The organism is Streptomyces kryoterrae (assembly GCF_054072135.1).
The window spans coordinates 1,854,996-1,878,364 of the sequence record NZ_CM133358.1 but is presented as its reverse complement, the minus strand read 5'-3'; the positions used below and the strand labels follow the sequence as shown (position 1 = coordinate 1,878,364).

The 23,369-nt window shown below is 71.6% G+C and carries 18 protein-coding genes; 11 read left to right on the top strand and 7 right to left on the bottom strand.

Annotated elements, in window-relative coordinates:
• Window positions 1-91 precede the first annotated feature (91 nt).
• Window positions 92-1,375, top strand: coding sequence for an SGNH/GDSL hydrolase family protein (locus ACW4TU_RS07785; RefSeq protein ID WP_457425977.1), 1,284 nt, complete (start codon window positions 92-94; stop codon window positions 1,373-1,375).
• Window positions 1,376-1,379: 4 nt separating this feature from the next.
• Here ACW4TU_RS07785 and ACW4TU_RS07780 read toward each other — a convergent pair whose 3' ends face one another.
• The gene (locus ACW4TU_RS07780; protein ID WP_457425975.1) at window positions 1,380-3,701 is read right to left on the bottom strand and encodes a glycosyl hydrolase family 95 catalytic domain-containing protein; all 2,322 of its coding nucleotides are present in this window, start codon (window positions 3,699-3,701) and stop codon (window positions 1,380-1,382) included.
• A 139-nt stretch (window positions 3,702-3,840) separates the two neighbouring features.
• Window positions 3,841-4,323, bottom strand: coding sequence for a DUF456 domain-containing protein (locus ACW4TU_RS07775; RefSeq protein WP_457425973.1), 483 nt, complete (start codon window positions 4,321-4,323; stop codon window positions 3,841-3,843).
• A gap of 305 nt (window positions 4,324-4,628) precedes the next feature.
• Between ACW4TU_RS07775 and ACW4TU_RS07770 the strand changes: the two genes are divergently transcribed.
• Window positions 4,629-6,509, top strand: coding sequence for a protein phosphatase 2C domain-containing protein (locus ACW4TU_RS07770; RefSeq protein WP_457425971.1), 1,881 nt, complete (start codon window positions 4,629-4,631; stop codon window positions 6,507-6,509).
• 33 nt (window positions 6,510-6,542) lie between these two features.
• On the opposite strand, the gene ACW4TU_RS07765 is transcribed toward ACW4TU_RS07770, so the two are convergent.
• On the bottom strand, window positions 6,543-7,724 hold the full coding sequence (locus ACW4TU_RS07765; protein ID WP_457425969.1) for a helix-turn-helix domain-containing protein: 1,182 nt from the start codon (window positions 7,722-7,724) through the stop codon (window positions 6,543-6,545).
• A gap of 257 nt (window positions 7,725-7,981) precedes the next feature.
• On the opposite strand from ACW4TU_RS07765, the gene ACW4TU_RS07760 reads away from it, so the two are divergent.
• From ACW4TU_RS07760 to ACW4TU_RS07750, 3 genes are all read left to right on the top strand, one after another.
• Complete coding sequence (locus tag ACW4TU_RS07760) at window positions 7,982-8,662, top strand: hypothetical protein (RefSeq protein WP_457425967.1); 681 nt, start codon at window positions 7,982-7,984, stop codon at window positions 8,660-8,662.
• 90 nt (window positions 8,663-8,752) lie between these two features.
• Window positions 8,753-9,271, top strand: a complete 519-nt coding sequence (locus ACW4TU_RS07755) for a hypothetical protein (RefSeq protein WP_457425965.1) — start codon at window positions 8,753-8,755, stop codon at window positions 9,269-9,271.
• 292 nt (window positions 9,272-9,563) lie between these two features.
• On the top strand, window positions 9,564-10,085 hold the full coding sequence (locus tag ACW4TU_RS07750) for an ATP-binding protein (protein ID WP_457425963.1): 522 nt from the start codon (window positions 9,564-9,566) through the stop codon (window positions 10,083-10,085).
• Window positions 10,086-10,148: 63 nt separating this feature from the next.
• Here the strand turns inward: ACW4TU_RS07750 and ACW4TU_RS07745 are convergent, their stop codons facing one another.
• Together ACW4TU_RS07745 and ACW4TU_RS07740 are read right to left on the bottom strand one after the other, a co-directional pair.
• Window positions 10,149-11,195: a DUF2637 domain-containing protein gene (locus tag ACW4TU_RS07745; protein ID WP_457425961.1), complete on the bottom strand. Its 1,047-nt coding sequence runs from the start codon at window positions 11,193-11,195 to the stop codon at window positions 10,149-10,151.
• A 332-nt stretch (window positions 11,196-11,527) separates the two neighbouring features.
• Entirely contained in the window at window positions 11,528-12,370 is an 843-nt protein-coding gene (locus ACW4TU_RS07740; RefSeq protein WP_457425959.1) for a (2Fe-2S)-binding protein, read from the bottom strand.
• A gap of 238 nt (window positions 12,371-12,608) precedes the next feature.
• Between ACW4TU_RS07740 and ACW4TU_RS07735 the strand changes: the two genes are divergently transcribed.
• Window positions 12,609-13,490 carry a GntR family transcriptional regulator gene (locus ACW4TU_RS07735; RefSeq protein WP_457425957.1) on the top strand — a complete coding sequence of 294 codons (882 nt, stop codon included), beginning with the start codon at window positions 12,609-12,611 and terminating at the stop codon, window positions 13,488-13,490.
• Between the two features lie 49 nt (window positions 13,491-13,539).
• Here the strand turns inward: ACW4TU_RS07735 and ACW4TU_RS07730 are convergent, their stop codons facing one another.
• Entirely contained in the window at window positions 13,540-14,313 is a 774-nt protein-coding gene (locus ACW4TU_RS07730; RefSeq protein WP_457425955.1) for a hypothetical protein, read from the bottom strand.
• 439 nt (window positions 14,314-14,752) lie between these two features.
• Window positions 14,753-16,441, bottom strand: a complete 1,689-nt coding sequence (locus tag ACW4TU_RS07725; RefSeq protein WP_457425953.1) for a PucR family transcriptional regulator — start codon at window positions 16,439-16,441, stop codon at window positions 14,753-14,755.
• Between the two features lie 313 nt (window positions 16,442-16,754).
• Between ACW4TU_RS07725 and ACW4TU_RS07720 the strand changes: the two genes are divergently transcribed.
• The 5 genes from ACW4TU_RS07720 to ACW4TU_RS07700 all read left to right on the top strand — a co-directional run bounded on the left by ACW4TU_RS07720 (window position 16,755) and on the right by ACW4TU_RS07700 (window position 23,369).
• Window positions 16,755-17,654 carry an FAD binding domain-containing protein gene (locus tag ACW4TU_RS07720; protein WP_457425951.1) on the top strand — a complete coding sequence of 300 codons (900 nt, stop codon included), beginning with the start codon at window positions 16,755-16,757 and terminating at the stop codon, window positions 17,652-17,654.
• Window positions 17,654-18,241, top strand: coding sequence for a (2Fe-2S)-binding protein (locus ACW4TU_RS07715; protein WP_457425949.1), 588 nt, complete (start codon window positions 17,654-17,656; stop codon window positions 18,239-18,241). Before ACW4TU_RS07720 ends, ACW4TU_RS07715 begins: the two co-directional genes overlap by 1 nt.
• 1 nt (window position 18,242) lies before the next feature.
• The gene (locus ACW4TU_RS07710; RefSeq protein ID WP_457425947.1) at window positions 18,243-20,639 is read left to right on the top strand and encodes a xanthine dehydrogenase family protein molybdopterin-binding subunit; all 2,397 of its coding nucleotides are present in this window, start codon (window positions 18,243-18,245) and stop codon (window positions 20,637-20,639) included.
• Window positions 20,640-20,710: 71 nt separating this feature from the next.
• Complete coding sequence (locus ACW4TU_RS07705; protein WP_457425945.1) at window positions 20,711-22,156, top strand: NCS2 family permease; 1,446 nt, start codon at window positions 20,711-20,713, stop codon at window positions 22,154-22,156.
• A 55-nt stretch (window positions 22,157-22,211) separates the two neighbouring features.
• A complete protein-coding gene (locus tag ACW4TU_RS07700) occupies window positions 22,212-23,369 on the top strand; it encodes an XdhC family protein (protein ID WP_457425943.1) in 1,158 nt (385 codons plus the stop codon).

Genomic DNA, 23,369 nt, shown 5'->3' with positions numbered 1-23,369 from the left:
GAAACGCGGGTGTACGTGCGAACATACGTGCGTGCCGCCATGGGTGTGACATTGCGTTGGCGCGGCTGACCGCTCGGGGAACCATGCGCACATGACCCGCGCGATCATGGTTCGGCACACCCTCGCGGCCCTGGTGACCGCTCTGGCGCTCGCCCCGCCCGCAGCGAGAGCCGACACGGGGAGCACCCCCGCACCGCCTCCGCTTCCCACTCTCACCCTCTCCCCTTCGCCCGTCCGGGAAACCCCCGTTCCCCGCGTCTGGACCGGGACCTGGGAGGCCGCCGCCTCCGGAACCGTCGCGGCCAGGCCCGGCGCCTCCTACCGCAACGTCCTGCACGTCAGCGTCGGCGGCAGCGCACTGCGCGTCCGCCTGACCAACCGGCTCGGCACCCAGCCCCTCCGCCTCGGCGCCGTCACCGTCGCCCTCCAGGAACCCGGCGAACCGAAGAGCCCGGACGCCGTCCCCGGCTCGATGCGTACGGCCACCTTCGCGGGCGCCTCCACGGTGACGATCCCGGCGGGCGAGGACCGGGTCACCGACGCCGTGCAGCTCGCCGTGCCGGCCGACACCAACCTGCTCGTCACCGTCCACACGCCCGGGGACTCCGGCCCGGCGACCTACCACCGCACGGCCAAGCAGACCAACTTCCTTGCCCCGAGCGGTGATTCGGCCGCCGTGGAGGACGGCGACGCCTACACCAAGACCCTCAGCTCCTGGTACTACGTCACCGGCGTGGACGTCCTCGACGCACCCGCCGCCGGCAGTGTGGTCGCGCTCGGGGACTCCCTCACCGACGGCGGCGGCACGACCTCCGACACCGACCGCCGCTGGCCCGACCGCCTGGCCGACCGGCTCGCCGCACTGCCCCCGAACCGCCGTCTCGGCGTGCTCAACGCGGGGATCTCCGGCAACCGCGTCCTCCTGGACGGCGTCGGCCCGCGCGCCCTGACCCGCTTCGACGCCGACGTCCTCTCCCGGACCGGAGTACGCGCGCTGATCGTGTTCGAGGGCATCAACGACATCAACGGCACCCCCGAACAGACCGTCCCGCGCGCCTTCGTGGAGGCCTACAAGTCACTCGTGAGCCGCGCCCACGCGCGCGGCATCCGCGTCATCGGCGCCACCATCACGCCGTACGGCGGCCACGGCAGGTGGAGCGAGGGCCGCGAATCCGTACGCCGGGAGGTGAACACCCTCATCCGCGCCGACGGCATCTTCGACGCGGTCGTCGACTTCGACGCCGCTGTCCGCGACCCGGCGTTCCCGCACCGGATGCGCGCCGCCTACGACACCGGCGACCACCTCCACTTCAACGACGCCGGCATGCGGGCCATGGCCGACCTGATCAACCTGGCGGACCTCAGGAGCCTGTGAGCCGTCAGGCGTCCGTGAGCAGCGGCAGGCCCCAGCGCGGCGCCTGCGCGTTCGGCCGGACCGGCGCGATCGTCAGGTCCGGCCGGTCGCCCCGGGCCGTGACGATCGCCGACTCACCCTTCCGCAGGGCGAGTTCGATCGCACCCTCGCCGAGGTCCCGGTACCTCAGGGTGCGGCCCCGTCCGTCCCGAACGTCGACCCGGCCCGCGATGCCGTGCCGTACGACGCAGGGTGCGCCCGCCTCGCTGACCAGCCGTACCCAGCGGGTGACACCGTCCTCCCGCACCGCGCTCAGGAGGAACGCACCCTGGGTACGGAAGTCGTGCACCGTGAGGTCCGCCCACGAGGCCGGCAGCGCCGGGAAGACGCGGATGATCCCGCCCCAGGACTGGCAGACCATGTCGTGCAGGGACTGGGCGGCCGAGAGAGGCGTCTCGATGACCGGGCCCGACTCCTTGTACATGGTGTTGGGCTGGATGAAACGGGACATCAGCTGACCCAGGTAGCCGAGCGCGTCCTCGCCCTTGCCCAGCAGGGCCGACATGGAGGCGGCGCCGGTGAACGTATAGCCCTGAAGGGCGCCCTCGAAGCCCACCCAGTGTGCCAACGACCGTTCGATCAGGGCCCGTTCGTCCGGTGTGCGGCCGGTCAGCTCGTACAGCGGGTAGACCGCGAGCAGATGCGAGTAGTGGCGGTGGGACTTCGCGAAGGGGATGTCCGCACCGATCATGAAGCCGTTGACGTCGGTCGGATACACCACCCGCCGCGCGAGCACCTCGCGCCAGCGCGGGGCCAACTCGTCCTTGATGTGCAGCAGTTCGGCGGATTCGAGGAGCGTTCGGCAGCCCCAGGTGAGCAGCATCAGGTCGTAGTTGCAGTCGCGGGAGTTGCCGCCGTACTCCGGGGAGAAGGTGGCCGGCAGGTGCAACCTCCCGTCCGGGCCCGGCTCCAGGAAGTGCAGGTAGTAGTTGATCGCCTTGCGGAGGAGCGGGTACAGGACGTCCCGCAGGATCCGCTCGTCCATGGTGTGGCGGTAGCTGAGCCAGACGTTGTGGAGGGCCCAGGTCAGGTTGCCCACCTCGGGAGTCGGTGGCTCCTGGCCGGGGATGCCCACGCCGTAGCCGGTCAGGGTGCCCGCGGCGCCGTTGACGAGGTGGGGGTCGGTGGTACGCGGGATGCCGAGCGAGTCGGTGCGGTACGGCTGCGCGGTCTCCTTGGCCAGGTTGTCCCGGAACTCGCTCAACGCCCGTGTCACAGCGTCGAGTTCGAGGTGGTTGGAGCCGTGGATCAACCAGTACTCCAGCTGCACGTTGAGGTTCCACCAGGTGTTGGGCCAGGGAGTGGACTCCAGCCAGGGGCCGCAGGTGGCCATCACGGGCGCGTCCCGGCGGGCGGCGGACGCCGTCTTGTACAGCTGGATCCAGTAGAAGCGCTGGATACGGGCGTCGGGGAGGGAGAGGAAACTCTTGCGGTAGTAGGCGTGCCACCAGGCCCGGTGGGTCGACGCAAGGGTCGAGTAGGGGAGTCGGGAGACTCCGCGCACCTCCTTGAGCGCCCGGCCGAGTGCCGTGCGCCCCGGATACGAGTGCGCCACATGTACGTACAGCGTGCGGCTCGTACCCCGGCCGCGCTCCCGCCACGCCGTCACGTGCTCGCCGCCCGCGAGCAGCGGCTGTACGGCTGCCCGGATGCCGTCGTGTTCCTCCACCTGGGCGGGCGCGTTGCCCTGGTAACCGTCCGGCAGCGGTTTGAAGGCGGCGCGCGGGCTGATCGCGTCGGCCGGATGGAACACCCACCGGAAGCCGCGTTCACCCTCGCTCGGGGTGACCTCGACGGCGAGAACGGAGCGGTCGTTGTGCACCAGGGCGCGCAGGGCGAGGGTGCCCCGGTCGGTGGTCAGCGTCCCGGTGAGTTCGGCGTCGCGCAGACCGAGCCGCCAGTCGAGACCGGTGATCGTGCCGACCGGCTCCAGCGTGAAGTGCCCGAGGGGCAGCCGTGCCAGCCCGAAGAGGGAGCCGAACTCGGGCCTGTGGTCCTGCACTTCGGAGTGCTGGACATTGAAACGGACGGCCGTGGTGGGCGCGCCGGGCTCGGCGTAGATGCCGGAGCCGAGGAAGCCGTTGCCCAGGTAAGGGCCTTCGTACCAGGTGGTCGGCATCCGCTGCCAGACGAGGTCGGCGTCGTCGAGGACGGTACGCCAGGGGTCGTCGGTCGGGTGTTCGCGGTCGTCGGCCGCCCGCGCCTGTGCGGGAAGACCCTGGGCGATCAGCCCCCCGCCCAGGGCGGATCCGGTGGCGAGAACGGTACGTCTGGACGGGCTGGGCACGCTGCCTCCCGGCGGCTCGGATCATCGCGGCCTGAATCACTCGCCAATGCATCGAGTCATCAATTCATCGGAGCTATCTCGAGATGAAACGTAGAGAAGAGGTGAGTGGCCGTCAATAAGGTGGGAGAGATCCGATGTGTCAGCCCCAGAGTGTGGCACCCAGCCATGCACCCATGATCAGCAGGCAGGTGAAGAGTTCGATGAAGACGCTGGTGCCCCCCGCCCGCATCACCCGCCGTACCGCCGCCACCGCCTCGCCGTGCCGACCGAGCCGCACCCGTTCGTGGAGATAGGCACCGCCCACGAACCCGGGGAACGCGCCGAGCACGGGCAGCAGGAAGAAGCCGAGAAGGGCGCCCGTCCCGGCGTACACCGCCATTCGGGGGGTGGCGCCGCCCGTGCGCAGCCGGCGCGGGGGCAGCTGCCAGCGGACCACCTGGGACAGGAACAGGACGGCGGTCGCGCTCACCAGTACCCACCAGGAGACCGCCTGCGGTTCCTTCAGCGCCCACCACAGGACCGCGGCCCACACGAGCCACGACCCCGGCACCCCGGGCACCAGAACTCCGCACAGCCCGAACAGCATGACCAGGCTGATCAGCAGGAGATCCCACACTCCCATCTGCCCAGCGTGCCGGAGAGCGCGGGAAACCGCAGGTCAGACGGAGAGGTGAGGAGGTCACCGCGCACCACAGCGGAATCCAGGGAAGAGCGGTCACACTCGGGTCGGAGCGGACCGGTACAGGTCACCCCGGCGTCGCCGGGCGGTTCTCCCGTGGGGGGTGGGACCGTCCGGCGACTTGTTTCGTACATTTGTCCGCCATGTCATCCGACACGCCGTCGAACACACCGCTCATGACGGAACGCCTCGCCGGATTTTCCGGATGCCCCGTTTTCAACCGGCCCATCCGGTGGACAATTGAGGTCATGAGCCAGCAGGGGGAGAGGTCCACCGGTCACTCGGACGACTGGTGGGGGCAGTTGTACGACGACTCCACCGAGGACACCGGGCCCACGGCCGCGGGCGACTCCCTGGACGACCGGTTCGCCTCGGCGTCGGGCACGGTCGACGCGGAGAAGGCCGACGCGATTCCGGGGCAGGACGGGGGAGGCGCGGTGTTCGGGCGCGAGACCGTGTCCGGGGATGCCTCTGGTACCTCCGGGGCCGCGCGGGCCTCGGAGGCCCTTGAGGAGTGGGACGAGTGGGAAGCGGGGGCTCCGCCACAGCCGCCGCCCCCGCCCTCGCGGCCCGTGCCGCCCCCGGCACCCGCGCCCCTTTCGCCTCCCCCTCCGGTCTCCTCGCTTCCGCCGCAGCGCGGCGGTGTCCCCTACGGGCCGCGGGACGCGGTGCCGAGCAGCGGGCCCGGGCAGCCCCGCGCCCCCTGGGAGCCGCCGCCCGCCCTGCCCCCGAGCTCCGCGTCCGTCCCGCCCGGCCCCAAGCCTCCGGGCTTCCAGGACCGTACGCAGCCGCCCGCACCCGGCGGCGCGTTCATGGACGGGGGCGCGGGCGGCGGGACGGCCCGTGAGAGCGCCCAGGAGGCAGGCGCCGACATGACGGAGGCCACGGACGCCGTGTGGGACGCACCGCCGTATCCGCCCACCGCGCCCGGCCCCGTACCCGAGTCCACCTCGTCCGGGGAGGATTCCCCCGACAGGCACCCCTCCGCCCAGGACGGCTCACCGGCCGACTCCTCCTTCCTCCGGGCCCCGGTCCGCCGTACCCCCACCCGCCGGGACATCGCCGCGTTGCCGTCCCGGGCACCGGAGGTGCAGGAGCCGCCAGGGAGCCCCAAAACGCCCGGCCTCCCCTCCTCCGCCCTCACCGTCGACGAGCCTCCCGTCACCGTCGATCACGTCGGCTCGGGTCCCCCCACCTACGCCCCCGAGCCCACCGCCCTTCCACCCGCCGACCCCGACGATCTGGGGGACCTCGTCGCGGACACCGTGCTCGACGGGGCGCAGTACGGCGCCTGCACGCTGCGGGCCGTCTCGCTGCGCGGGGACTCCGCGCGGTTCCGGGGGGAGCCCCGCCGCGACTCCCTCCTCACCGCCCGCTTCGGATCGGGCGACCACGCGCTCGTCCTCATCGCGATGGCGACCGGCGCCCGTGCCACGCCCGGCGCGCACCGGGCCGCCGCCGAGGCGTGCCGCTGGATCGGGCGCGCGGTGGGACGCAGCCATGTACGGCTCGCCGAGGATCTCCGTGCCGCCCGGCGCAGCGACCTCAAGTCGGGGCTGCACCGGCTCACCGACCGCAGCCTCGGCAAGCTCCGGGCGAGCGCCGCCGAGCAGGGCATCGATCCCGAGGAGTACACCGCGGGCCTGCGCTGCCTGCTGCTCCCCGCCGACCCCGACTGCCGTACGCGCGTCTTCTTCGGCGTCGGAGCGGGCGGACTGTTCCGGCTCCGGGACGGCGAGTGGCAGGACATCGAACCGCGTGTCACCGAGCTACCGGCCGGTGAGCCCGTCGTCGGGTTCGGTTCGCCGCCCCACGAGACGCCGGACGGCGACCGGCTCACCATGGACCTCGGGATCACCACACCTCCGAGCCCCTATGAGCCCGCCCCCGAACCGCCCCGCGAACCCTTCCGTTTCCGCGCCTCCGTGGGCCGTCCCGGGGACACGCTTCTGCTGTGCACCGGCGGCCTCGCCGAGCCGTTGCGCGGTGAGCCCGAGCTGTGCGAGTACCTCACGCGGCGATGGTCCGGCGGCACCCCGCCCGGCCTCGCCGCGTTCCTCGCGGACACCCAGGTGCGGGTCAAGGGTTACGCGGACGACCGTACGGCCGCCGCCGTCTGGGAGATGTGACGGGGCGTAACGGGACGAGGGAGAAGGGGCTGCTCAGTCCGTGCGCGGGACCCACTCGCGCATCGCGTACCAGTAGCGGGGCAGCTCCTTGATGCCGCTGGTCCTGAACGGGCGTCCGGCGTCGTCGACGCGGACGGTGCCGGTGCGGCCCCGGGAGGACCAGTCCAGCTCCAGGTACCAGCGGCAGTCGCACGTCACGGTCCGGGCGGTGACCAGCAGGACCTCCGGGTCCTGGGCGGAGACTCGGTAGGGGAAGCGCACCGCCGGGATCGGCGTCCCCTCGTCGTTCCCGGGCGTCGAGCGGGCGACGGGCCGGTCCTTGTCGAGGTCCACGGAGAAGTACCGGGGAGTGATCGAGCCGCCGCAGCCCTGGTCCATGGAGTACACGGTGCCCTCGGCGGGAGCGCTCCGCCCGACCACCCGGACCCGGAGCGCCTCCAGGACCACGGCTGTCGAGGTCCGCCCCTGCACCGAGATCTCGACGTTGGTGTCACCTCCGTGCACCGCGTGCTGGCTCGCCGCCCAGGGACCGGCGTCCTGCGCGGCCGGAGGCGGAGGGACCTCCCTCGGCGACTTGGCGATGACGTAGTCGTGGCCGCAGCCGAGCGACCAGGCCTGGGAGTTCGCGGTCCAGGTGATCGGCGCGGGGGATCCCTGGGTCGGGGTTGGCGTAGGGGACACCTTCTGCGGGGAGCGGTCGGCGGACAGGGCCGAGAGGCCGCCCAGCGTGCCCAGTGCGGCCAGGAGAGTGCCGGCCACGGCCGTGGTGACCGCGATCCGCCGGTGGCGGTACCAGGGGCGCCGGGCAGCGGAACGGCCGGCGGGAGCGGACACGTCCCGGGCGGCGGGCTCCGCGGGGGCGGTGTCCTCCGTATCGGACCCACCGGCTTCGGCGGACGTGCCCGGTGCCACGGGTGTACGCGGTTCCGCCGCTGTCCCCGGCTCCGCGGGCGTACGTGTCCGTTGCCGTGCCGCCACCGCCAGGATCCACCGGCGGTGCAGCTCCACGCGTTCCTCCGGCGACGCCCCGCACAGCGCGGCGAACCGCTCCACCGGCGCGAAGTCCAGAGGGACCGTGTCGCCGGAGCAGTAGCGGTGCAGGGTGGAGGTGTTCATGCCCAGGCGCCGGGCCAGTGAGCCGTAACTGCGGTCCGTACGCCCCTTCAGCCGCGTCAGCAGCGCCGCGAACTCCGCCACGTCGTCGTGCGTCGACACACCCTTCCCCGTCCTCAGCTGATCCTCGTGTCCCGGAACGGCATCCCAGGCACTCCATATACCTGCACGTCAGAGGGGATGGGATGGTTCCACCGTCGCGGATCGCGTGTCGGCGGTTGCGGTCGCCCCGGGTGGCGGCCGATGCTTTGGACGTCGCACCGACCGCCGCCGGACCGACCACCCGGCGCGGCGACATCCGACAACACCCGGCAACGCAGACCCGTGCACAGTCGTGCACCCATATACGGGGGACACCCATGCCCACTCACGATGTCCAGGCCACCACCGCCACCACCTCCACCGGGGCGACCAGGTCCACCAGGGCCGGCCTGCTCACCACGATTTCCGCACTCACCGCCCTCGCCGCGGCCGGACTCGCCCTCGCGGCCCCGGCCGATGCCGCGGCGAAGGCGAGCGCCCCGACTCCGCCGAAGTTCCTCTCGGCCGCGGAACTGCCGCCGCACCCCAGCTCCGCCTGGACGGCGGGCCGGGTCAAGGACGGGGTGCCGGACGAGCTGAAGTCCTGCTTCGGCGAGACGCTGCCGGGCTACGACTCCCGCTACCGCGAGTTCCGCACCGAACTGGACACCGGCGCCGTCCAGCTCACGCTCGTCGTCGCCACCGACGCCAAGGCCAAGGCTCTCGCCGAGCGGCTCAACAAGGACATGCGCTCCTGCGCCAAGCGGATCGAGCAGGCCGACCCCGAGATCGAGGCCGAGTCCAGGGACTACGGCACGCTCGCGGTGGAGGAGGGTGCGCACGTCTACGGACTGCACACCGAGACCTCGTACGGCGCCACCGACATCCACCTTCTGTCGGTCGGCCGGGACGGCCGCGCCGTCACGGTCGTCGAGTGGGGCCAGCTGGGTGACTTCACGGGTGCCCCGGTGAAGGCCTTCAAGAAGACGACGACCACGGCGGTCAAGAAGCTCTACTGACCGGCAGTACCGACCAGCCATACCGAGCCGGTTCCAGCGATCAGCAGCTCGACCGATCATCGACTGATCACTCACGGGGAGAACACCGAAATGAACCGCCGCACCATCTCGCGGGGGCCCGTCCGGCGTGCCGTCGCCCTGGCCCTCGGCATCGCGGCCGTCACCGCCCTCCCGCTGGGGCTGACCGCCTCGGCCGAGGCGCCCCCGGCCGAACCCGCCGCCGTCTCGGCGCCCCGGACGGTGACCGGCAGCCCGTCCGACTCCGTGACGCGCATCGCCGACTTCTACGGCGCCTACATCGACGCCAGGAGCGGCCCCGCCGACGGCGGAAAGCTCACGGCGGAACTCCGCAAGTACTACATTCACCCCGACTACCTGAAGAAGCTCGTCGCCTGGGAGGCGAAGAACCACGCGGACGGCGTCCTGCGCGCCCAGAACGTCCCCGTTCGCTGGACGGTCACCGACAACGGCACCGCCGACCACACGGAGGCCGGCATCACCCTGACCTGGGGCTCGGGAAGTACTGCCCGCACCACCAAGCTGGTGGTCGACATGGCCCGGGACCACCGGATCATCAACATCGGCACCAAGGGCATCGGCGGGAAGTGACCTACGGCGGGATCGGCAGCCCGCACTGGACAGTTCGGCCGATCCACCGCCCTCACGCGCCCGTCCACGACTGGACGGGCGCGTGAACTGCCGCAGCGTCCGCTCCACATGCCCCTCCAGCAGCGCCCGACGGGGGCGACCGACGTCGTGATCCGGCCAAGAACGGTCCAACCAGCCCCGTACATCCGGTCGTTGAGAATTCGACATGACTGCCGTGTTCAGGTCGGGGGCATGGATCCCGTGAACGCGTTCGATCAGGAGGGGACAGTTCACCGGAGTCCGGGCGGGGGTCATGAAGAGGCATGCGCGCGGAGGCGGTCCCGTAACCATCGGGGCCTTCTCGGCGAAAACGGCGGAGGAAACGACCGAGAACGACCACGACCACGACGACAACAACGACGGCAACGCCATCGGCGTGCACCGGGGGGAGGCGCCGCAATTGAGGCGCAGGCTGGGCTGTTCGGATCTGCGGGAGGTACCGGAGGCCCGCAGGGCACTGCGTGAGCTGTTGCGGCACTGGGGGAGGCCCGGCAGCTCGGAGATAGCGGAACTGCTCACGAGCGAGCTGGTCACCAACGCGCTGGTCCACACCGACCGCGACGCGGTGCTGACGGCCACCGTCTCGCCGCGCGGACTACGCGTGGAGGTACGGGACTTCGTGGGACGCAGGCCGAGGATGCGCGCGTCGAACGCCGACGACAGTACGCATGGCAGAGGTCTGGTTCTGGTGGAGTCCCTCGCCGACGCGTGGGGCGTGCGGGCGCACGGCGTGGGCAAGGCGGTGTGGTTCGAACTGAACGGGGGCGCGGCCTGAACAGGCCACGCCCCCATGTCGGTAGCGCTCGCTTCGCGCTCAACCCGTGTTCAGCGGTGTTGCTCAGCCGTACTGCTGCTCGAGGTCCCGGAGCTTGCGCTCCAGGGAGTCCAGGCGGGGCAGGGCCATCGTGTCGTCCTCGGCCGTGAGGTCGACGGTGATCGAGTCGGTGCTGCCACGAACGGGCTGGAGGGAGGGACGGGCGCGCAGAGGCAGCTGCTCCGCGGAGGCGGATATGGCAGGCTCCGAGGTGACCTGAGCGGGCGCCCGCTCCACCTCGACCTGCTGACCGCCACCGCCGCCACCGCCGCCGAACGGGCCGCGGTGGCCCCGGCTGATCGCCTTGAGGTGCGCGCGCTCGGCCCGCTCCTGCTCACGCCGGCGAAGACGCGTCTGCTCCTTCTGGCGCTTGTCCTCGCGCACCTCGTCGACCGCTTCGTCCAGGCTGCGTACACCCTCCAGAAGCATCAGCGACCAGGCCTTGTACGTCTCACGGGGCGCCCGCGCCCAGCGGACCATACGGATCTGCGGCAGCGGACGCGGCACCAGACCCTGCTCGCGCAGGGCGGCCCGGCGGGTCTGCTTCAGCGCGCGGTCGAAGAGCACCGCGGCGGACAGGGACATGCCGGCGAAGAACTGCGGGGCGCCCGCGTTGGCGATGCCCCGGGGCGCGTGCACCCAGTTGAACCAGGCAGCCGCGGCCGCGAACATCCACACCAGTATCCGGGAGCCGAGGGCCGCGTCACCGTGGCTGGCCTCGCGCACCGCGAGCACGGAGCAGAACATCGCCGCTCCGTCCAGACCGAACGGGACGAGGTACTGCCAGCCGTCGGTGAGGTTCAGGTTCTCCTCACCGAAGCCGACGAGGCCGCGGAACGAGAGCGCTGCGGCGACCGCCGCACTGCAGAAGAGGAGCAGGTAGGACGCCGAGGCGAAAATGGCTTCCTTGCGCCTGCGGCGTTCTTCGGTGCGCTCCCACGAGTCGTCCTGGCTCGCTTTCGTCCCCGAGGAGCGCTTGCCGCGCGCCAGCACCGCCACCGCCGCCAGCACGCCCAGGAGCAGTACGGCGCCCGGAAGCAGCCAGTTAAGCGATATGTCGGTCAGTCTCATCTGGGGTCCCTTGCATTGGGATAGGGCGTAACGCCCGCCATAGTGGCCCAATCCCCTCAGCCCTCAGGCTGTTTCGGGGCAAGAGGCCGCCTAAGGAGGTGCAAGGGGATGCCCAGGGCGACATTCTGCTCGAACTGCCGCTTGAGGGGCGGGAGTTGAGTTCGAATAAGACTACCCGTACGGGTGGTTCCACGGAAAGTTCCTGCGACAAGTGAGGAACTTGTGAAGTGCCCGTAACGAAGGGAAGCCCCAGTCGAACGTGATCTTACGGCGGTGATCCTACGGCACGCCGTGTCCGCCGCGGGGGGAGGGGGGCGATTGCTGAGGATGCCTCAACTCGCGGCGGGTCCCGTCAGCTTGGCGACGCGGGCGTTGTCGCAGGTGCGCGGGCAGTTGTCGCACATCTCGGCCGGGCGGATCGTGTAGAAGAAGCAGCAGCTCGCCCGGTCGCGGGCGAGCCGCGTGGCACCGTCCGGCCCGGTCGCGTCCCGGAAGCCCGCCGACCCGACGAACGGCCGGGTCGAGCCCGGCAGCAGCAGTTCCAGCTCGCGCCGCGCACGGTCCGCCTCGCCGACGACCTGTCCTATGTAGTGCAGGCCCTCCACGACGTCGTCGGTCACCACACTCCACAGAGCCCGGCCACGGCGCCGCATCCGCGGCCCGAAACCGCCGAGCAGGGGCTCCAGGTGCTCGGTGAGCGCCGCCCGCGCCTCCCCGCGCAGCGCCTCCTCGTCGGCGACGACCCGGGCGCCGGGCAGGGTCGCCGCCGGGTCGTCGGGCAGACAGGCGAAGGCGCCGGTGCGGACGCCGAAACGCCCGTCGACGCGGTGGTAGGAGACGTCCTCGACGGGCAGCCGGGGTACCCGGCGGTGCAGGAACCAGGGCACGGTGATCAGCAGACAGGCTGTCCACGCGTACCGGTGCAGCCCGAAACCCGCGACGACGTCCGGGCGGCCCCGCTCCCCGTAGTCCCGCAGTACCTGCTCGTCGTCCCAGGCGAGGAAGGCGTCGAGGTCGCCGTCACCGGCCGCGAGCCCGGCGGCCCGGACCCATCCGGCGCCGTACGGATGCGCCTGCCCGGGGCCCAGCTCCAGGACGGTGGCGTGCGGACAGGCCTCGGCGAGCCGGTCGTACGAGTCCGCGACGGGGGACCGGGTCTGTACGGGAGCGGACATGTCGGGACCACCGCATCTCGATAGATCAGTCAGAAGATCAAAGGCAAGGCTAACCTTACTCATCGTGCCCGCGATGTGATCGGGCTCCAACACCGGATCCGGCCTGGATCACAACCTGGACTCGAATCGGGATTTGAACTTACGGAATGTGCGCCTATGGTGCTTGACGGGCGAGTAACAACCCGCCGCAATGACCCCATGTGCCGTCAAGGTGCCATCTAGCCCGAAGGAGGCCCCCGTGCAGCACGCCGGCCCGCAGGGCGCGCACGGCTCGCCCGAGACCAGGGCCCCGGCTTCCCGTCCGGGCGCGGTACGCGTTCCACCGCAGGCCACGGCCGCGGACGTGGACCGCGGGTGGGGCCCAGGGGCGAGCGGCCCGACGGCGCGCGGAACCGCGGGTGCGCCGGTCGACGGCGCCCGGGGTGAGCACACGCACAGTGAGCGGCCGATCCCGGTGCCTCGTGCGGCACAGTCCCGCCCGGCGCAGGCGCGTCCCCTCATCCGGCGTTCCTCCGTGCGGGGCCAGATCCTCGACGCGCTGCGCGCCGCGCTCGTCGAGGGCGAGCTGGCACCCGGCGAGGTGTACTCGGCCCCCGCGCTGGGCGACCGCTTCGGGGTGTCCGCGACACCCGTCCGTGAGGCGATGCAGCAGCTCGCGATGGAGGGCGCCGTCGAGGTCGTCCCCAACCGGGGTTTCCGCATCGTGGAACGGGGCGCACGAGAGCTGGCCGAGCTGGCCGAGATCCGCGCCCTGATCGAACTCCCGGTGCTGCTCCGTCTGGCCCGTACGGTGCCCGCCGAACGCTGGACAGAGCTGCGCCCCCTCGCCGACGCGACGTCCCACGCGGCGTCCACCGGCTGCCGGGCCACCTACGCGGAGACCGACCGGGCCTTCCACCGGGCGGTCCTGTCCCTCGCAGGCAACACCCAGCTGGTTCAGCTCGCCGACGACCTCCACCGCCGCGCCCAGTGGCCCCTGGTGGACACCAAGGCCGACACGAGCCGATCGGCCCTCATGGCGGACGCGGCGGACCACGGCACGTTGCTGGATGCCTTGGCGGCAGGGGACGTGTCAGTGGTCCAGTCGCTGGTGCGGAACCATGTGACAGGCGCTCACTGAACCGACGCCCCGGAGGCGCGGGGCTGTGTCCGATGCGCGGCGCAACGTCCTACGCCGAAGCCGCCGGCGGGGCCAACTGCCGTGCCAGCCAGGTCGGCACACCCCCGAGCAGCCGGAACAACCGCCCCGCCTCAGCCCGTAGCCGTGAAGCCTCCGGCTCGGACTCCGCGTCGGCGAGCGACGCCAACGCGGGTGCCGTCCCGACCAGGTACCCCAACTCCTCCCGAATCCGCAGCGATTCGCTGAACCCGTGCCGCGCCTCCGCCAACTCCCCCTCACGCAGGGCGAGTCCGGCCAGATGGCGCCATGTGAACGACAGCAGCAAAGGATCGGCGTGCGCGGTGGCCCCCGCGTGCGCCCGCCGGTACGCGGCCCGCGCCGCCTGCGGAGAACGCGCCAGGTTCTCGGCCAGCAGCCCCCGCCGGAAGTCCAGCACCGCCCGCCCCGGAGCCCCTGGCGGGATCAGCGCCGCCGCCCGCCCCAGCGCGGCCCGCGCCTCGTCGGCGCGGTCCCGTACGCCGAGCAGGGTCGCCGCGTACGCCAGCTGTCCGCGCTCACACGCCGCCGCGCCCCGCTCGTCGTCGCTCTGGGCCACCGCCTCCGCCGTACGGAGCGCGTCCTCGGCCTCTCCCCAGCCCTGCTCGGTGTAGAGGCACCGCTCCACGAGCAGCGCGGCCCGCTGGAGCGAGGCGTCGGCCGTGCTGGGGTCGAGCAGCGCCGCCGCGTCCGCCCAGCAGGCACGCGAGCGCAGCCGCCATACCGCGGTCTGGAGCGGATCGTCACCAGAAGTCGTTCCGGAACCAGACATGGCGGTGTACGCCACGTTGCCCTCCCCAAGGTCCTGTCCTTCGGATCAGCTCGGGGTCGCGGGGCTCGGCACGCACTCCCCCGGGAGGGGGGATCCCAGCGGCGTTGTCGTGGTCGCCGACTGCCCCACGCTCGGCTTCGCGCGCGCGGGGGGACCCCCACGCGTCGACGCCCACCTCCGCCTTGCAGTCGCACGTACCAAGTCCCGCTCACCGGTGACGCAAGGCACAGGGCCTCGACACCGACCTGCTCCGAAGAACAGGACCAGCACGCCATCGAGCTGTTGAGTGGTGGCGGCATCTCAGCACGAATCCCGGTGCCGGGCCAAGAGGGTGGGTGAAAGAATTCACAAAGTCGGGGAAGAACGCGTGCCCGGGTTGCCGCGCGACCGGTCCCACCCGGCGCGCGCCAGGACCGCACGCCCCGGACGCCTGGCACCACACATCCGCCTGGCCTCAGCTCATCCGCAAGGCCAGGAAGAAGTCCAGCTTGTCCTCCAGCCGCGACAGATCACGGCCCGTCAACTGCTCGATCCGCCCCACCCGGTACCGCAGCGTGTTGACATGCAGATGCAGCCGCGCGGCACACCGCGTCCACGAGCCGTCGGACTCCAGGAACGCCTCCAGCGTCGGGATCAGCTCGGCCCGGTGACGCCGGTCGTAGTCCCGCAGGGGGTCGAGCAGGCGGGCCGTGAAGGCGCGGCGGACATCGTCCGGGACGAACGGGAGCAGCAGGACGTGCGAGGCCAGTTCCTGGTGGCCCGCCGCGCACACCCGGCCCGGGCGTGCCCCGGCCACCCGGCGGGCGTGCCGCGCCTCCTCCAGCGCCCCGCGCAGCCCCTCCGCCGAGTGCACGGCCGCGCTGACGCCGATCGTGAGCCGCCCGTCGTCGTCCAGCCCCGCCGACAGCGGGTCCCGTACGGCGGTGAGCAGTTCCTCGGCCAGGATCCCCGCCTCCGAACCGTCGTGCTCCGACGACACCGCCGGCAGCGGTACGAGGGCGATCGCCTCGTCCCCCGTATGGGCCACGGCGATCCGGTCGGAGTGCTCCGGGCCGGTCAGGAGCGGGTCGACAAGGATTTCCTCCAGCAGCGCCTGGGCGACCGGGCCGCCCTCGATCCCGCCGCCGGCCCAGTCCACCCGGGCCACGACGACCTGCCAGTGCGGGGCCGCGCCGAGGCCGGGCAACAGGACCGGCGCGGCGACCCGCAGCCGGGCCGCGATCTCGGCGGGCGCGGCGCCCGTCTGCACCAGCTCCAGCACCTCCTGGGCGAGCCGCCGCCGTACCACGCGTGCCGCGTCGCGCCGGTCGCGCTCGACCGCGATCAGCTGCGTGACGCCCTGGAGCAGATCGAGCCGCTCCGCCGGCCAGTCCCCGGCGTCCGCCTCGACGGCGAGCAGCCAGTCGGACAGCAGGGTCTCGCGTACGTCCCGGGAGCCGCCCGGCGCGGCGGTGCGGCTGGTACCGCGCACGGGGAAGAGGGAGTACGTCGTGCCGCCCACCGCCACCCGGTGGGGGCTGAGCACATGTCGGCTCCCGGTGCGGGCCGCCGTGAGGTGCTCGGCGGCCAGCACCGCGCACACGTCGGGGGCCGGGGCGGGACCGGAGACCTTGGAGCCCGCGATGAGCCGTCCGGCGGGGGAGAGGACCCAGGCGCCCAGGTCGAGGTCCGAGCCGAGCAGGTCCAGGACCACGTCGGGGCCGCCGCCCGTCGGACCCGAGGTCATCATCCGCCGGTGCCGTTCCACGACCGCCGCCAGATCTCCCGCGCGCTCACCGGACACCTGCCGGACGACATGTTCGGTGATCGTCGCGAACGCCACCGACTCGTGCACGGCGAACAGCGGCAGCCGGTGCCGGACGCAGGCGCTGACCAGGTCGTCCGGGACGTTACCCAGCTCGGCCTCGCCGGCGGCCAGGGCTGCGACCCCGGCCCCCGCCACGAGCCGTACGAACGCCTCGGAGTCCGCCGGGTCCCGGCGCCAGGCCAGGCCTGTGAGCACCAGCTCGCCGCCCGAGAGGTAACGGCTGGGGTCCCTGAGGTCGGTGGTCATCACCCCGCGTACGGTGCGGTCCAGCTCGTCCTCGCCGCCGAGCAGCGTGAGGCCCAGCGCGTCGGTGTCCAGCAGTGCGCGCAGCCGCATTCTCGTCGCCGCCGTTCTGTCCGCGAGCCGCGCTTTTCCGCCTGCGCGGCGCTCACTGTTTCCAGGGAAAATCAGAGAGGTTACTGATGGCCTCTGTTCATACGAATCTACAAGACGATCGCCCTGGCCAGCCAACTCCTTCATGGTTTCCGTGACTGACCCGGGCGGAGTACAGCCCTGTGTACTGGCTCCACCGCACGTGAACAGCGCATGAACGAGCCATTCGCACGACCCGCGGGGACGATCCACGGGTACTGCCCACTGGTACAGCCCACGGGTACGACTCACGCGACGAAGAGGAAAAGAGCCGGTCATGGACTTCCTTCGCCCCGCCAGCTGGGAGGAGGCGCTCGCCGCGAAGGCCGAGCACCCCACCGCTGTGCCGATCGCGGGCGGCACCGACGTGATGGTCGAGATCAACTTCGACCACCGCCGGCCCGAGTACCTCCTCGACCTGACCCGCATCGGAGATCTGTACGAGTGGGAGACCGGCGAGCAGAGCGTGCGGCTCGGCGCCTCGGTCCCGTACACCCGGATCATGGAGAGCCTGCGCGGTGAGCTGCCGGGCCTGGCCCTCGCCTCGCACACGGTCGCCTCCCCGCAGATCCGCAACCGGGGCGGCGTCGGCGGCAACCTCGGCACCGCCTCCCCGGCCGGCGACGCCCACCCGGCGCTCCTCGCCGCGGGCGCGGAGGTCGAGGCAGAGTCCGTACGGGGGACCCGGCTGATCCCGATCGACGACTTCTACACCGGCGTGAAGCGCAACGCGCTCGCCCCCGACGAGCTGATCCGTGCCGTCCACATCAGGAACGCGGACGGACCCCAGCAGTACTCCAAGGTCGGCACCCGCAACGCCATGGTCATCGCCGTCTGCGCCTTCGGGCTCGCGCTGCACCCCGAGACGCGGACCGTCCGTACGGGGATCGGTTCGGCGGCGCCCACACCCGTCCGGGCGAAGGCCGCCGAGGAGTTTTTGAACGCGGCGCTCGAAGAGGGCGGCTTCTGGGACAACGGGAAGGTCATCACGCCGTCGGTCGCCAAGCAGTTCGCCGACCTGTGCGCGGGCGCCTGCAACCCCATCGACGACGTCCGGGGCACCGCGAGCTACCGCCGCCACGCGGTCGGCGTGCTGGCCCGGCGCACGCTGACGTGGACCTGGGAGTCGTACCGCGGCACTGACGGCCGGACCCACCAGAAGGGGAGTGTCGCCTGATGCGCGTCAATTTCACGGTCAACGGCCGTCCGCAGCAAGCGGACGACGTGTGGGAGGGCGAGTCCCTGCTGTACGTCCTGCGAGAGCGGATGGGCCTGCCGGGTTCCAAGAACGCCTGCGAGCAGGGCGAGTGCGGTTCGTGCACCGTCCGCCTCGACGGTGTGCCGGTGTGCTCGTGTCTCGTCGCGGCGGGACAGGCGGAAGGGCGCGAGGTCGTCACGGTCGAAGGGCTCGCCGAGTTCGCCAAGCAGCGTACGGAGCACGGTGGTTGCGGAACGGGCGCCTGCGGTACGTCACTTGACGCGGCCAAGCAGTGGCAGCCCAAGGGATCCACCGACTCCCAGACCGGTGAGGGCACCGAACTGGCCCCCATCCAGCAGGCCTTCATCGACGCCGGCGCCGTCCAGTGCGGTTTCTGCACCCCCGGTCTGCTGGTCGCGGCCGACGAGATGCTGGAGCAGAACCCCAACCCGACCGACGCGGACATCCGCGAGGCGCTGTCGGGCAACCTGTGCCGCTGCACGGGCTACGAGAAGATCATGGACGCGGTCCGGCTGGCGGCGGCCCGACAGGGAGAGGCGGTCTGACATGCCCGGCGAAAGTGCTCCCCTCGGGACCCCCACCAAGGTCACCCAGGGCTCGAAGACCAAGGGCGGCATCGGCGAGTCGACGCTCCGCCCCGACGGCACCCTCAAGGTCACCGGCGAGTTCGCGTACTCGTCCGACATGTGGCACGAGGACATGCTCTGGGGCCAGATCCTGCGCTCCACGACCGCCCACGCCGAGATCGTGTCCATCGACACGGCCGAGGCCCTCGCGCTGCCCGGTGTGTACGCCGTCATGACGTACGACGATCTGCCGACCGACGTGCGGAACTACGGCCTGGAGATCCAGGACACCCCGGTCCTCGCCCACGGCAGGGTCCGCCACCACGGCGAACCGGTCGCCATCGTCGCCGCCGACCACCCGGAGACCGCCCGCCGCGCGGCAGCAAAGATCAAGGTGGAGTACCGCGACCTGCCGGTGATCACCGACGAGGCCTCCGCGACCGCGCCGGACGCGATCCTCCTCCACGAGAACCGCACCGACCACCACGTCGGCCACGTCGACCACCCGAACATCGTCCACCGCCAGCCGATCATTCGCGGCGACGTCGAGGCCGCCCGCGCACGCGCCGACTTCATCGTCACCGGCGAGTACACCTTCGGCATGCAGGACCAGGCCTTCCTGGGCCCGGAGTCCGGCCTCGCGGTGCCCGCCGAGGACGGCGGAGTCGACCTCTACATCGCCACCCAGTGGCTGCACTCCGACCTGCGCCAGATCGCACCCGTGCTCGGCCTGCCCGAGGACAAGATCCGGATGACACTGTCCGGTGTCGGCGGCGCGTTCGGCGGGCGCGAGGACCTGTCGATGCAGATCCACTCCTGCCTCCTCGCCCTGCGCACCGGCAAACCAGTGAAGATCGTCTACAACCGTTTCGAGTCCTTCTTCGGCCACGTCCACCGGCACCCCGCGAAGCTCACCTACGAGCACGGGGCCACCAAGGACGGCAAGCTGACCCACCTCAAGGCCCGGATCGTCCTCGACGGCGGCGCGTACGCCTCCGCCTCCCCGGCGGTCGTCGGCAACGCGGCCTCGCTCGGCGCCGGCCCGTACGTCGTCGACGACGTCGACATCGACTGCATCGCCCTCTACACCAACAACCCGCCCTGCGGCGCGATGCGCGGCTTCGGCGCGGTCCAGGCCTGCTTCGCCTACGAGGCGCAGATGGACAAGCTCGCCGACGCGGTGGGCATGGACCGGGTCGAGTTCCGCCGCCTCAACGCCATGGAACAGGGCTCGCTGCTGCCGACCGGACAGGCCGTCGACTCCCCGGCCCCGGTCGCCGAACTCCTGCGCCGCGTCAAGGCGATGCCCCTTCCGCCGGAGCAGCAGTGGCTGACGGCCGGCGAGGCGGCGGACGTACGCCAGCTGCCGGGCGGCCTCTCCAACACCACCCACGGCGAGGGCGTGGTCCGAGGCGTCGGCTACGCGGTCGGCATCAAGAACGTCGGCTTCTCCGAGGGCTTCGACGACTACTCGACGGCCCGCGTACGTATGGAGGTTGTCGGCGGCGAGCCGGTGGCCACGGTCCACACGGCCATGGCGGAAGTGGGCCAGGGCGGGGTCACCGTCCACGCCCAGATCGCCCGCACCGAGCTGGGCGTCACCCAGGTGACGATCCACCCGGCCGACACCCAGGTCGGCTCGGCCGGTTCGACCTCGGCCTCCCGGCAGACGTACGTCACCGGCGGCGCCGTCAAGAACTCGTGCGAGCTGGTCCGCGAGAAGGTCCTGGAGGCCGGGCGCCGCAAGTTCGGCTCCTACCACCCGGCTTGGGCCACGGCCGAGCTGCTGCTGGAGGGCGGCAAGGTCGTCACGGACGCCGGCGAGGTCCTGGCCGACCTGGTGGACGTCCTGGGCGAGGAGTCCGTCGAGGTCGAGGCGGAGTGGCGGCACCGGCCGACCGAACCCTTCGACCTCCGCACCGGCCAGGGCTTCGGACACGTCCAGTACTCGTTCGCCGCGCACCGGGCCGTCGTCGAGGTCGACACCGAACTGGGCCTGGTCAAGGTCATCGAACTGGCCTGCGCACAGGATGTCGGCAAGGCGCTCAACCCACTGTCGGTGGTCGGCCAGATCCAGGGCGGCACCACCCAGGGCCTGGGCATCGCGGTCATGGAGGAGATCATCGTCGACCCCAAGACGGCCAAGGTCCGCAACCCGTCCTTCACGGACTACCTGATCCCCACCATCCTCGACACCCCGACCATCCCGGTCGACGTCCTCGAACTCGCCGACGAGCATGCCCCGTACGGCCTCCGAGGCGTCGGCGAGGCCCCGACCCTGTCGTCAACCCCGGCCGTTCTGGCGGCGATCCGGAATGCGACGGGCCTGGAGCTGACGAAGACTCCGGTACGGCCGGAGCATCTGACGGGAACGTAAGCCTCCGGCGGTCGCGCGGAGGAGTTCTTCCGGGGGACTTCGTCCCCCGGGCCCCCTTGGGAGACCGCACCATGACCCAGCAGTCGGTACAGCCCAGGACCCCCGACGCGGACAGGGGCGTCCGACCCGCCCGCCCCTCACCCGACCGCTACTTCCACGTCACCCACCGAGGATCCACCCTCGCCCGGGAGATCCGCGGCGGCATCACCACCTTCATGGCGATGGCGTACATCCTGCTCCTCAACCCGCTGATCCTCTCCGGCGAGGACGCCGCCGGAAACACCCTCGGCCGGCACGCGCTGATCACCGCCACCGCCCTCGTGGCGGCCCTCACCACGCTCCTCATGGGCTTCCTCGGCAAGGTCCCCCTCGCCCTCGCGGCCGGCCTCTCCGTGTCCGGCGTACTGTCCTCGCAGGTGGCGCCCGGCATGACCTGGCCGCAGGCGATGGGCATGTGCGTGCTGTACGGCGTGGTCATCATGCTGCTGGTCGTCACCGGCCTACGCGGGATGATCATGAACGCGATCCCGCTGGCGCTGAAGCACGCGATCACCATGGGCATCGGCCTGTTCGTCGCGCTGATCGGCCTGGTGAAGGCCGGTTTCGTCCACCAGGGCACGGCAACTCCCCTCTCCCTCGGCCCGACCGGCGAACTCGCCCGCTGGCCCGTGCTGTTGTTCGCCGCGACCCTCCTCCTCATCGTCATGCTCCAGGCACGCGGCACCCCCGGTGCGATCCTCATCGGCATCGTCAGCGGTACCGTGCTGGCCGTCGTGCTCAACGCGACGGGCGTGATCGACCCGAAGCAATGGGCCGGCGGGGCACCGGAGTTGCACGGCGGCGCGGTGTCGATGCCGGACTTCTCGCCCCTCGGGGACGTCGGGTTCGGCGGCTGGGGAGAGGTCGGCGCGATGACGGTCGGCATGATCGTGTTCACCCTCGTCCTCGCCGGCTTCTTCGACGCGATGGCGACGATCATCGGCGTCGGCACGGAGGCCGGGCTCGCCGACGACAAGGGCCGGATGCCGGGCCTGTCCAAGGCACTGTTCATCGACGGCGCGGGCGGGGCGATCGGCGGCGTCGCCGGCGCGTCGGGCCAGACGGTGTTCGTGGAGTCGGCGACGGGCGTGGGGGAGGGCGCCCGTACGGGCCTGTCCTCCGTCGTCACCGGTCTGTTCTTCGCGGCCTGTCTGTTCTTCACTCCGCTGACGGCGATCGTGCCCGGAGAGGTCGCGGCGGCTGCCCTGGTGGTGATCGGCGCGATGATGATGTCGAACGCCCGCCACGTCGACTGGGCCGACCGCGCCACCGCCGTCCCGCTCTTCCTGACCGTCGTGATCATGCCGTTCACGTACTCGATCACGGCGGGCGTCGCGGTCGGCGTGATCTCGTACGTCGCCATCAAGGCCGCACAGGGCGGGGCGCGGCAGATCGGTGCCTTCATGTGGGCCCTGACAGGCATCTTCTTCGTCTATTTCGCCCTCCATCCTCTTGAGGGCTGGCTGGGCGTGCACTAGCCGAGCAGTCCAGCCCCGCAAGCCTTTCCGTACAACCGTTGTCGAGGAGACCGAGATGCTGGACATCGCCGAAGAACTGCACCGGTGGGTCGAGCGGGGCCGTGACTTCGCCGTGGCCACCGTGGTGGCCGTGAGCGGCAGTGGCCCTCGCCAGCCCGGTGCCGCCCTCGCGGTGGACACCGACGGCACGGCGATCGGCTCGGTCTCCGGCGGCTGTGTGGAGGGCGCGGTGTACGAGCTGTGCCAACAGGCCCTGGCGGACGGTGAGTCGGTGGTCGAACGCTTCGGCTACAGCGATGACGACGCCTTCGCCGTGGGTCTGACCTGCGGCGGCGTCATCGACATCCTGGTGACGCCGGTACGGGTGTCGGATCCCGTCCGCGCGGTGTTCGCCTCGGCTCTGGCCGCCGCCGCGAGCGGTGAGGCCGCGGCCGTGGCGCGGATCGTCTCCGGCCCGGGAGAACTGCTGGGCCGCGCCCTGCTCGTCGGCCCGGACGGCTCGTACGAGGGCGGCTTCGGCGCCCATCCCGAGCTGGACCGCACGGTGGCCGCCGAGGCGCGTGCCCACCTCGACGCGGGCCGCACCGGCACCCTGGAGATCGGAGAGCGGGGCTCTCGTTGCGGAGCACCGCTCACGGTTCTGGTCGAGTCGTCGGTGCCGCCGCCCCGCATGATCGTGTTCGGCGCGATCGACTTCGCGTCGGCGCTGGCCCGCATGGGCAAGTTCCTCGGCTACCACGTGACGGTGTGCGACGCCCGCCCGGTCTTCGCCACACCCGCCCGTTTCCCCGAGGCCGACGAGATCGTCGTCGAGTGGCCGCACCGGTACCTGGAACGGACGGCCGTGGACGCCCGTACGGTCCTGTGCGTCCTCACCCACGACGCCAAGTTCGACGTACCCCTGCTCCGGCTCGCACTGCGGCTGCCGGTCGCGTACGTCGGCGCGATGGGCTCCCGCCGGACCCACCTGGACCGGAACGAGCGGCTGCGCGAAGTCGGTGTCACCGAGCTGGAGCTGTCGCGGCTCAGGTCACCGATCGGGCTGGACCTCGGCGCTCGTACGCCCGAGGAGACCGCGCTGTCCATCGCGTCGGAGATCGTCGCCAACAGGCGTGGCGGGAGCGGGGTTTCGCTGACCGGGGCGCACACGCCGATCCACCACGACGTCACCTCGGCGTCCGAACCGGCGGGGTGGATCGGGTCGGTCGCCTGA

Bases quoted from the DNA above. Each gene is read 5' to 3' on its own strand.
- ACW4TU_RS07785 (WP_457425977.1), top strand. From the start codon at position 92: ATGACCCGCGCGATCATGGTTCGGCACACCCTCGCGGCCCTGGTGACC.
- ACW4TU_RS07775 (WP_457425973.1), bottom strand. From the start codon at position 4,323: ATGGGAGTGTGGGATCTCCTGCTGATCAGCCTGGTCATGCTGTTCGGG.
- ACW4TU_RS07770 (WP_457425971.1), top strand. From the start codon at position 4,629: ATGAGCCAGCAGGGGGAGAGGTCCACCGGTCACTCGGACGACTGGTGG.
- ACW4TU_RS07760 (WP_457425967.1), top strand. From the start codon at position 7,982: ATGCCCACTCACGATGTCCAGGCCACCACCGCCACCACCTCCACCGGG.
- ACW4TU_RS07755 (WP_457425965.1), top strand. From the start codon at position 8,753: ATGAACCGCCGCACCATCTCGCGGGGGCCCGTCCGGCGTGCCGTCGCC.
- ACW4TU_RS07750 (WP_457425963.1), top strand. From the start codon at position 9,564: ATGAAGAGGCATGCGCGCGGAGGCGGTCCCGTAACCATCGGGGCCTTC.
- ACW4TU_RS07745 (WP_457425961.1), bottom strand. From the start codon at position 11,195: ATGAGACTGACCGACATATCGCTTAACTGGCTGCTTCCGGGCGCCGTA.
- ACW4TU_RS07740 (WP_457425959.1), bottom strand. From the start codon at position 12,370: ATGTCCGCTCCCGTACAGACCCGGTCCCCCGTCGCGGACTCGTACGAC.
- ACW4TU_RS07725 (WP_457425953.1), bottom strand. From the start codon at position 16,441: ATGCGGCTGCGCGCACTGCTGGACACCGACGCGCTGGGCCTCACGCTG.
- ACW4TU_RS07720 (WP_457425951.1), top strand. From the start codon at position 16,755: ATGGACTTCCTTCGCCCCGCCAGCTGGGAGGAGGCGCTCGCCGCGAAG.
- ACW4TU_RS07715 (WP_457425949.1), top strand. From the start codon at position 17,654: ATGCGCGTCAATTTCACGGTCAACGGCCGTCCGCAGCAAGCGGACGAC.
- ACW4TU_RS07710 (WP_457425947.1), top strand. From the start codon at position 18,243: ATGCCCGGCGAAAGTGCTCCCCTCGGGACCCCCACCAAGGTCACCCAG.
- ACW4TU_RS07705 (WP_457425945.1), top strand. From the start codon at position 20,711: ATGACCCAGCAGTCGGTACAGCCCAGGACCCCCGACGCGGACAGGGGC.
- ACW4TU_RS07700 (WP_457425943.1), top strand. From the start codon at position 22,212: ATGCTGGACATCGCCGAAGAACTGCACCGGTGGGTCGAGCGGGGCCGT.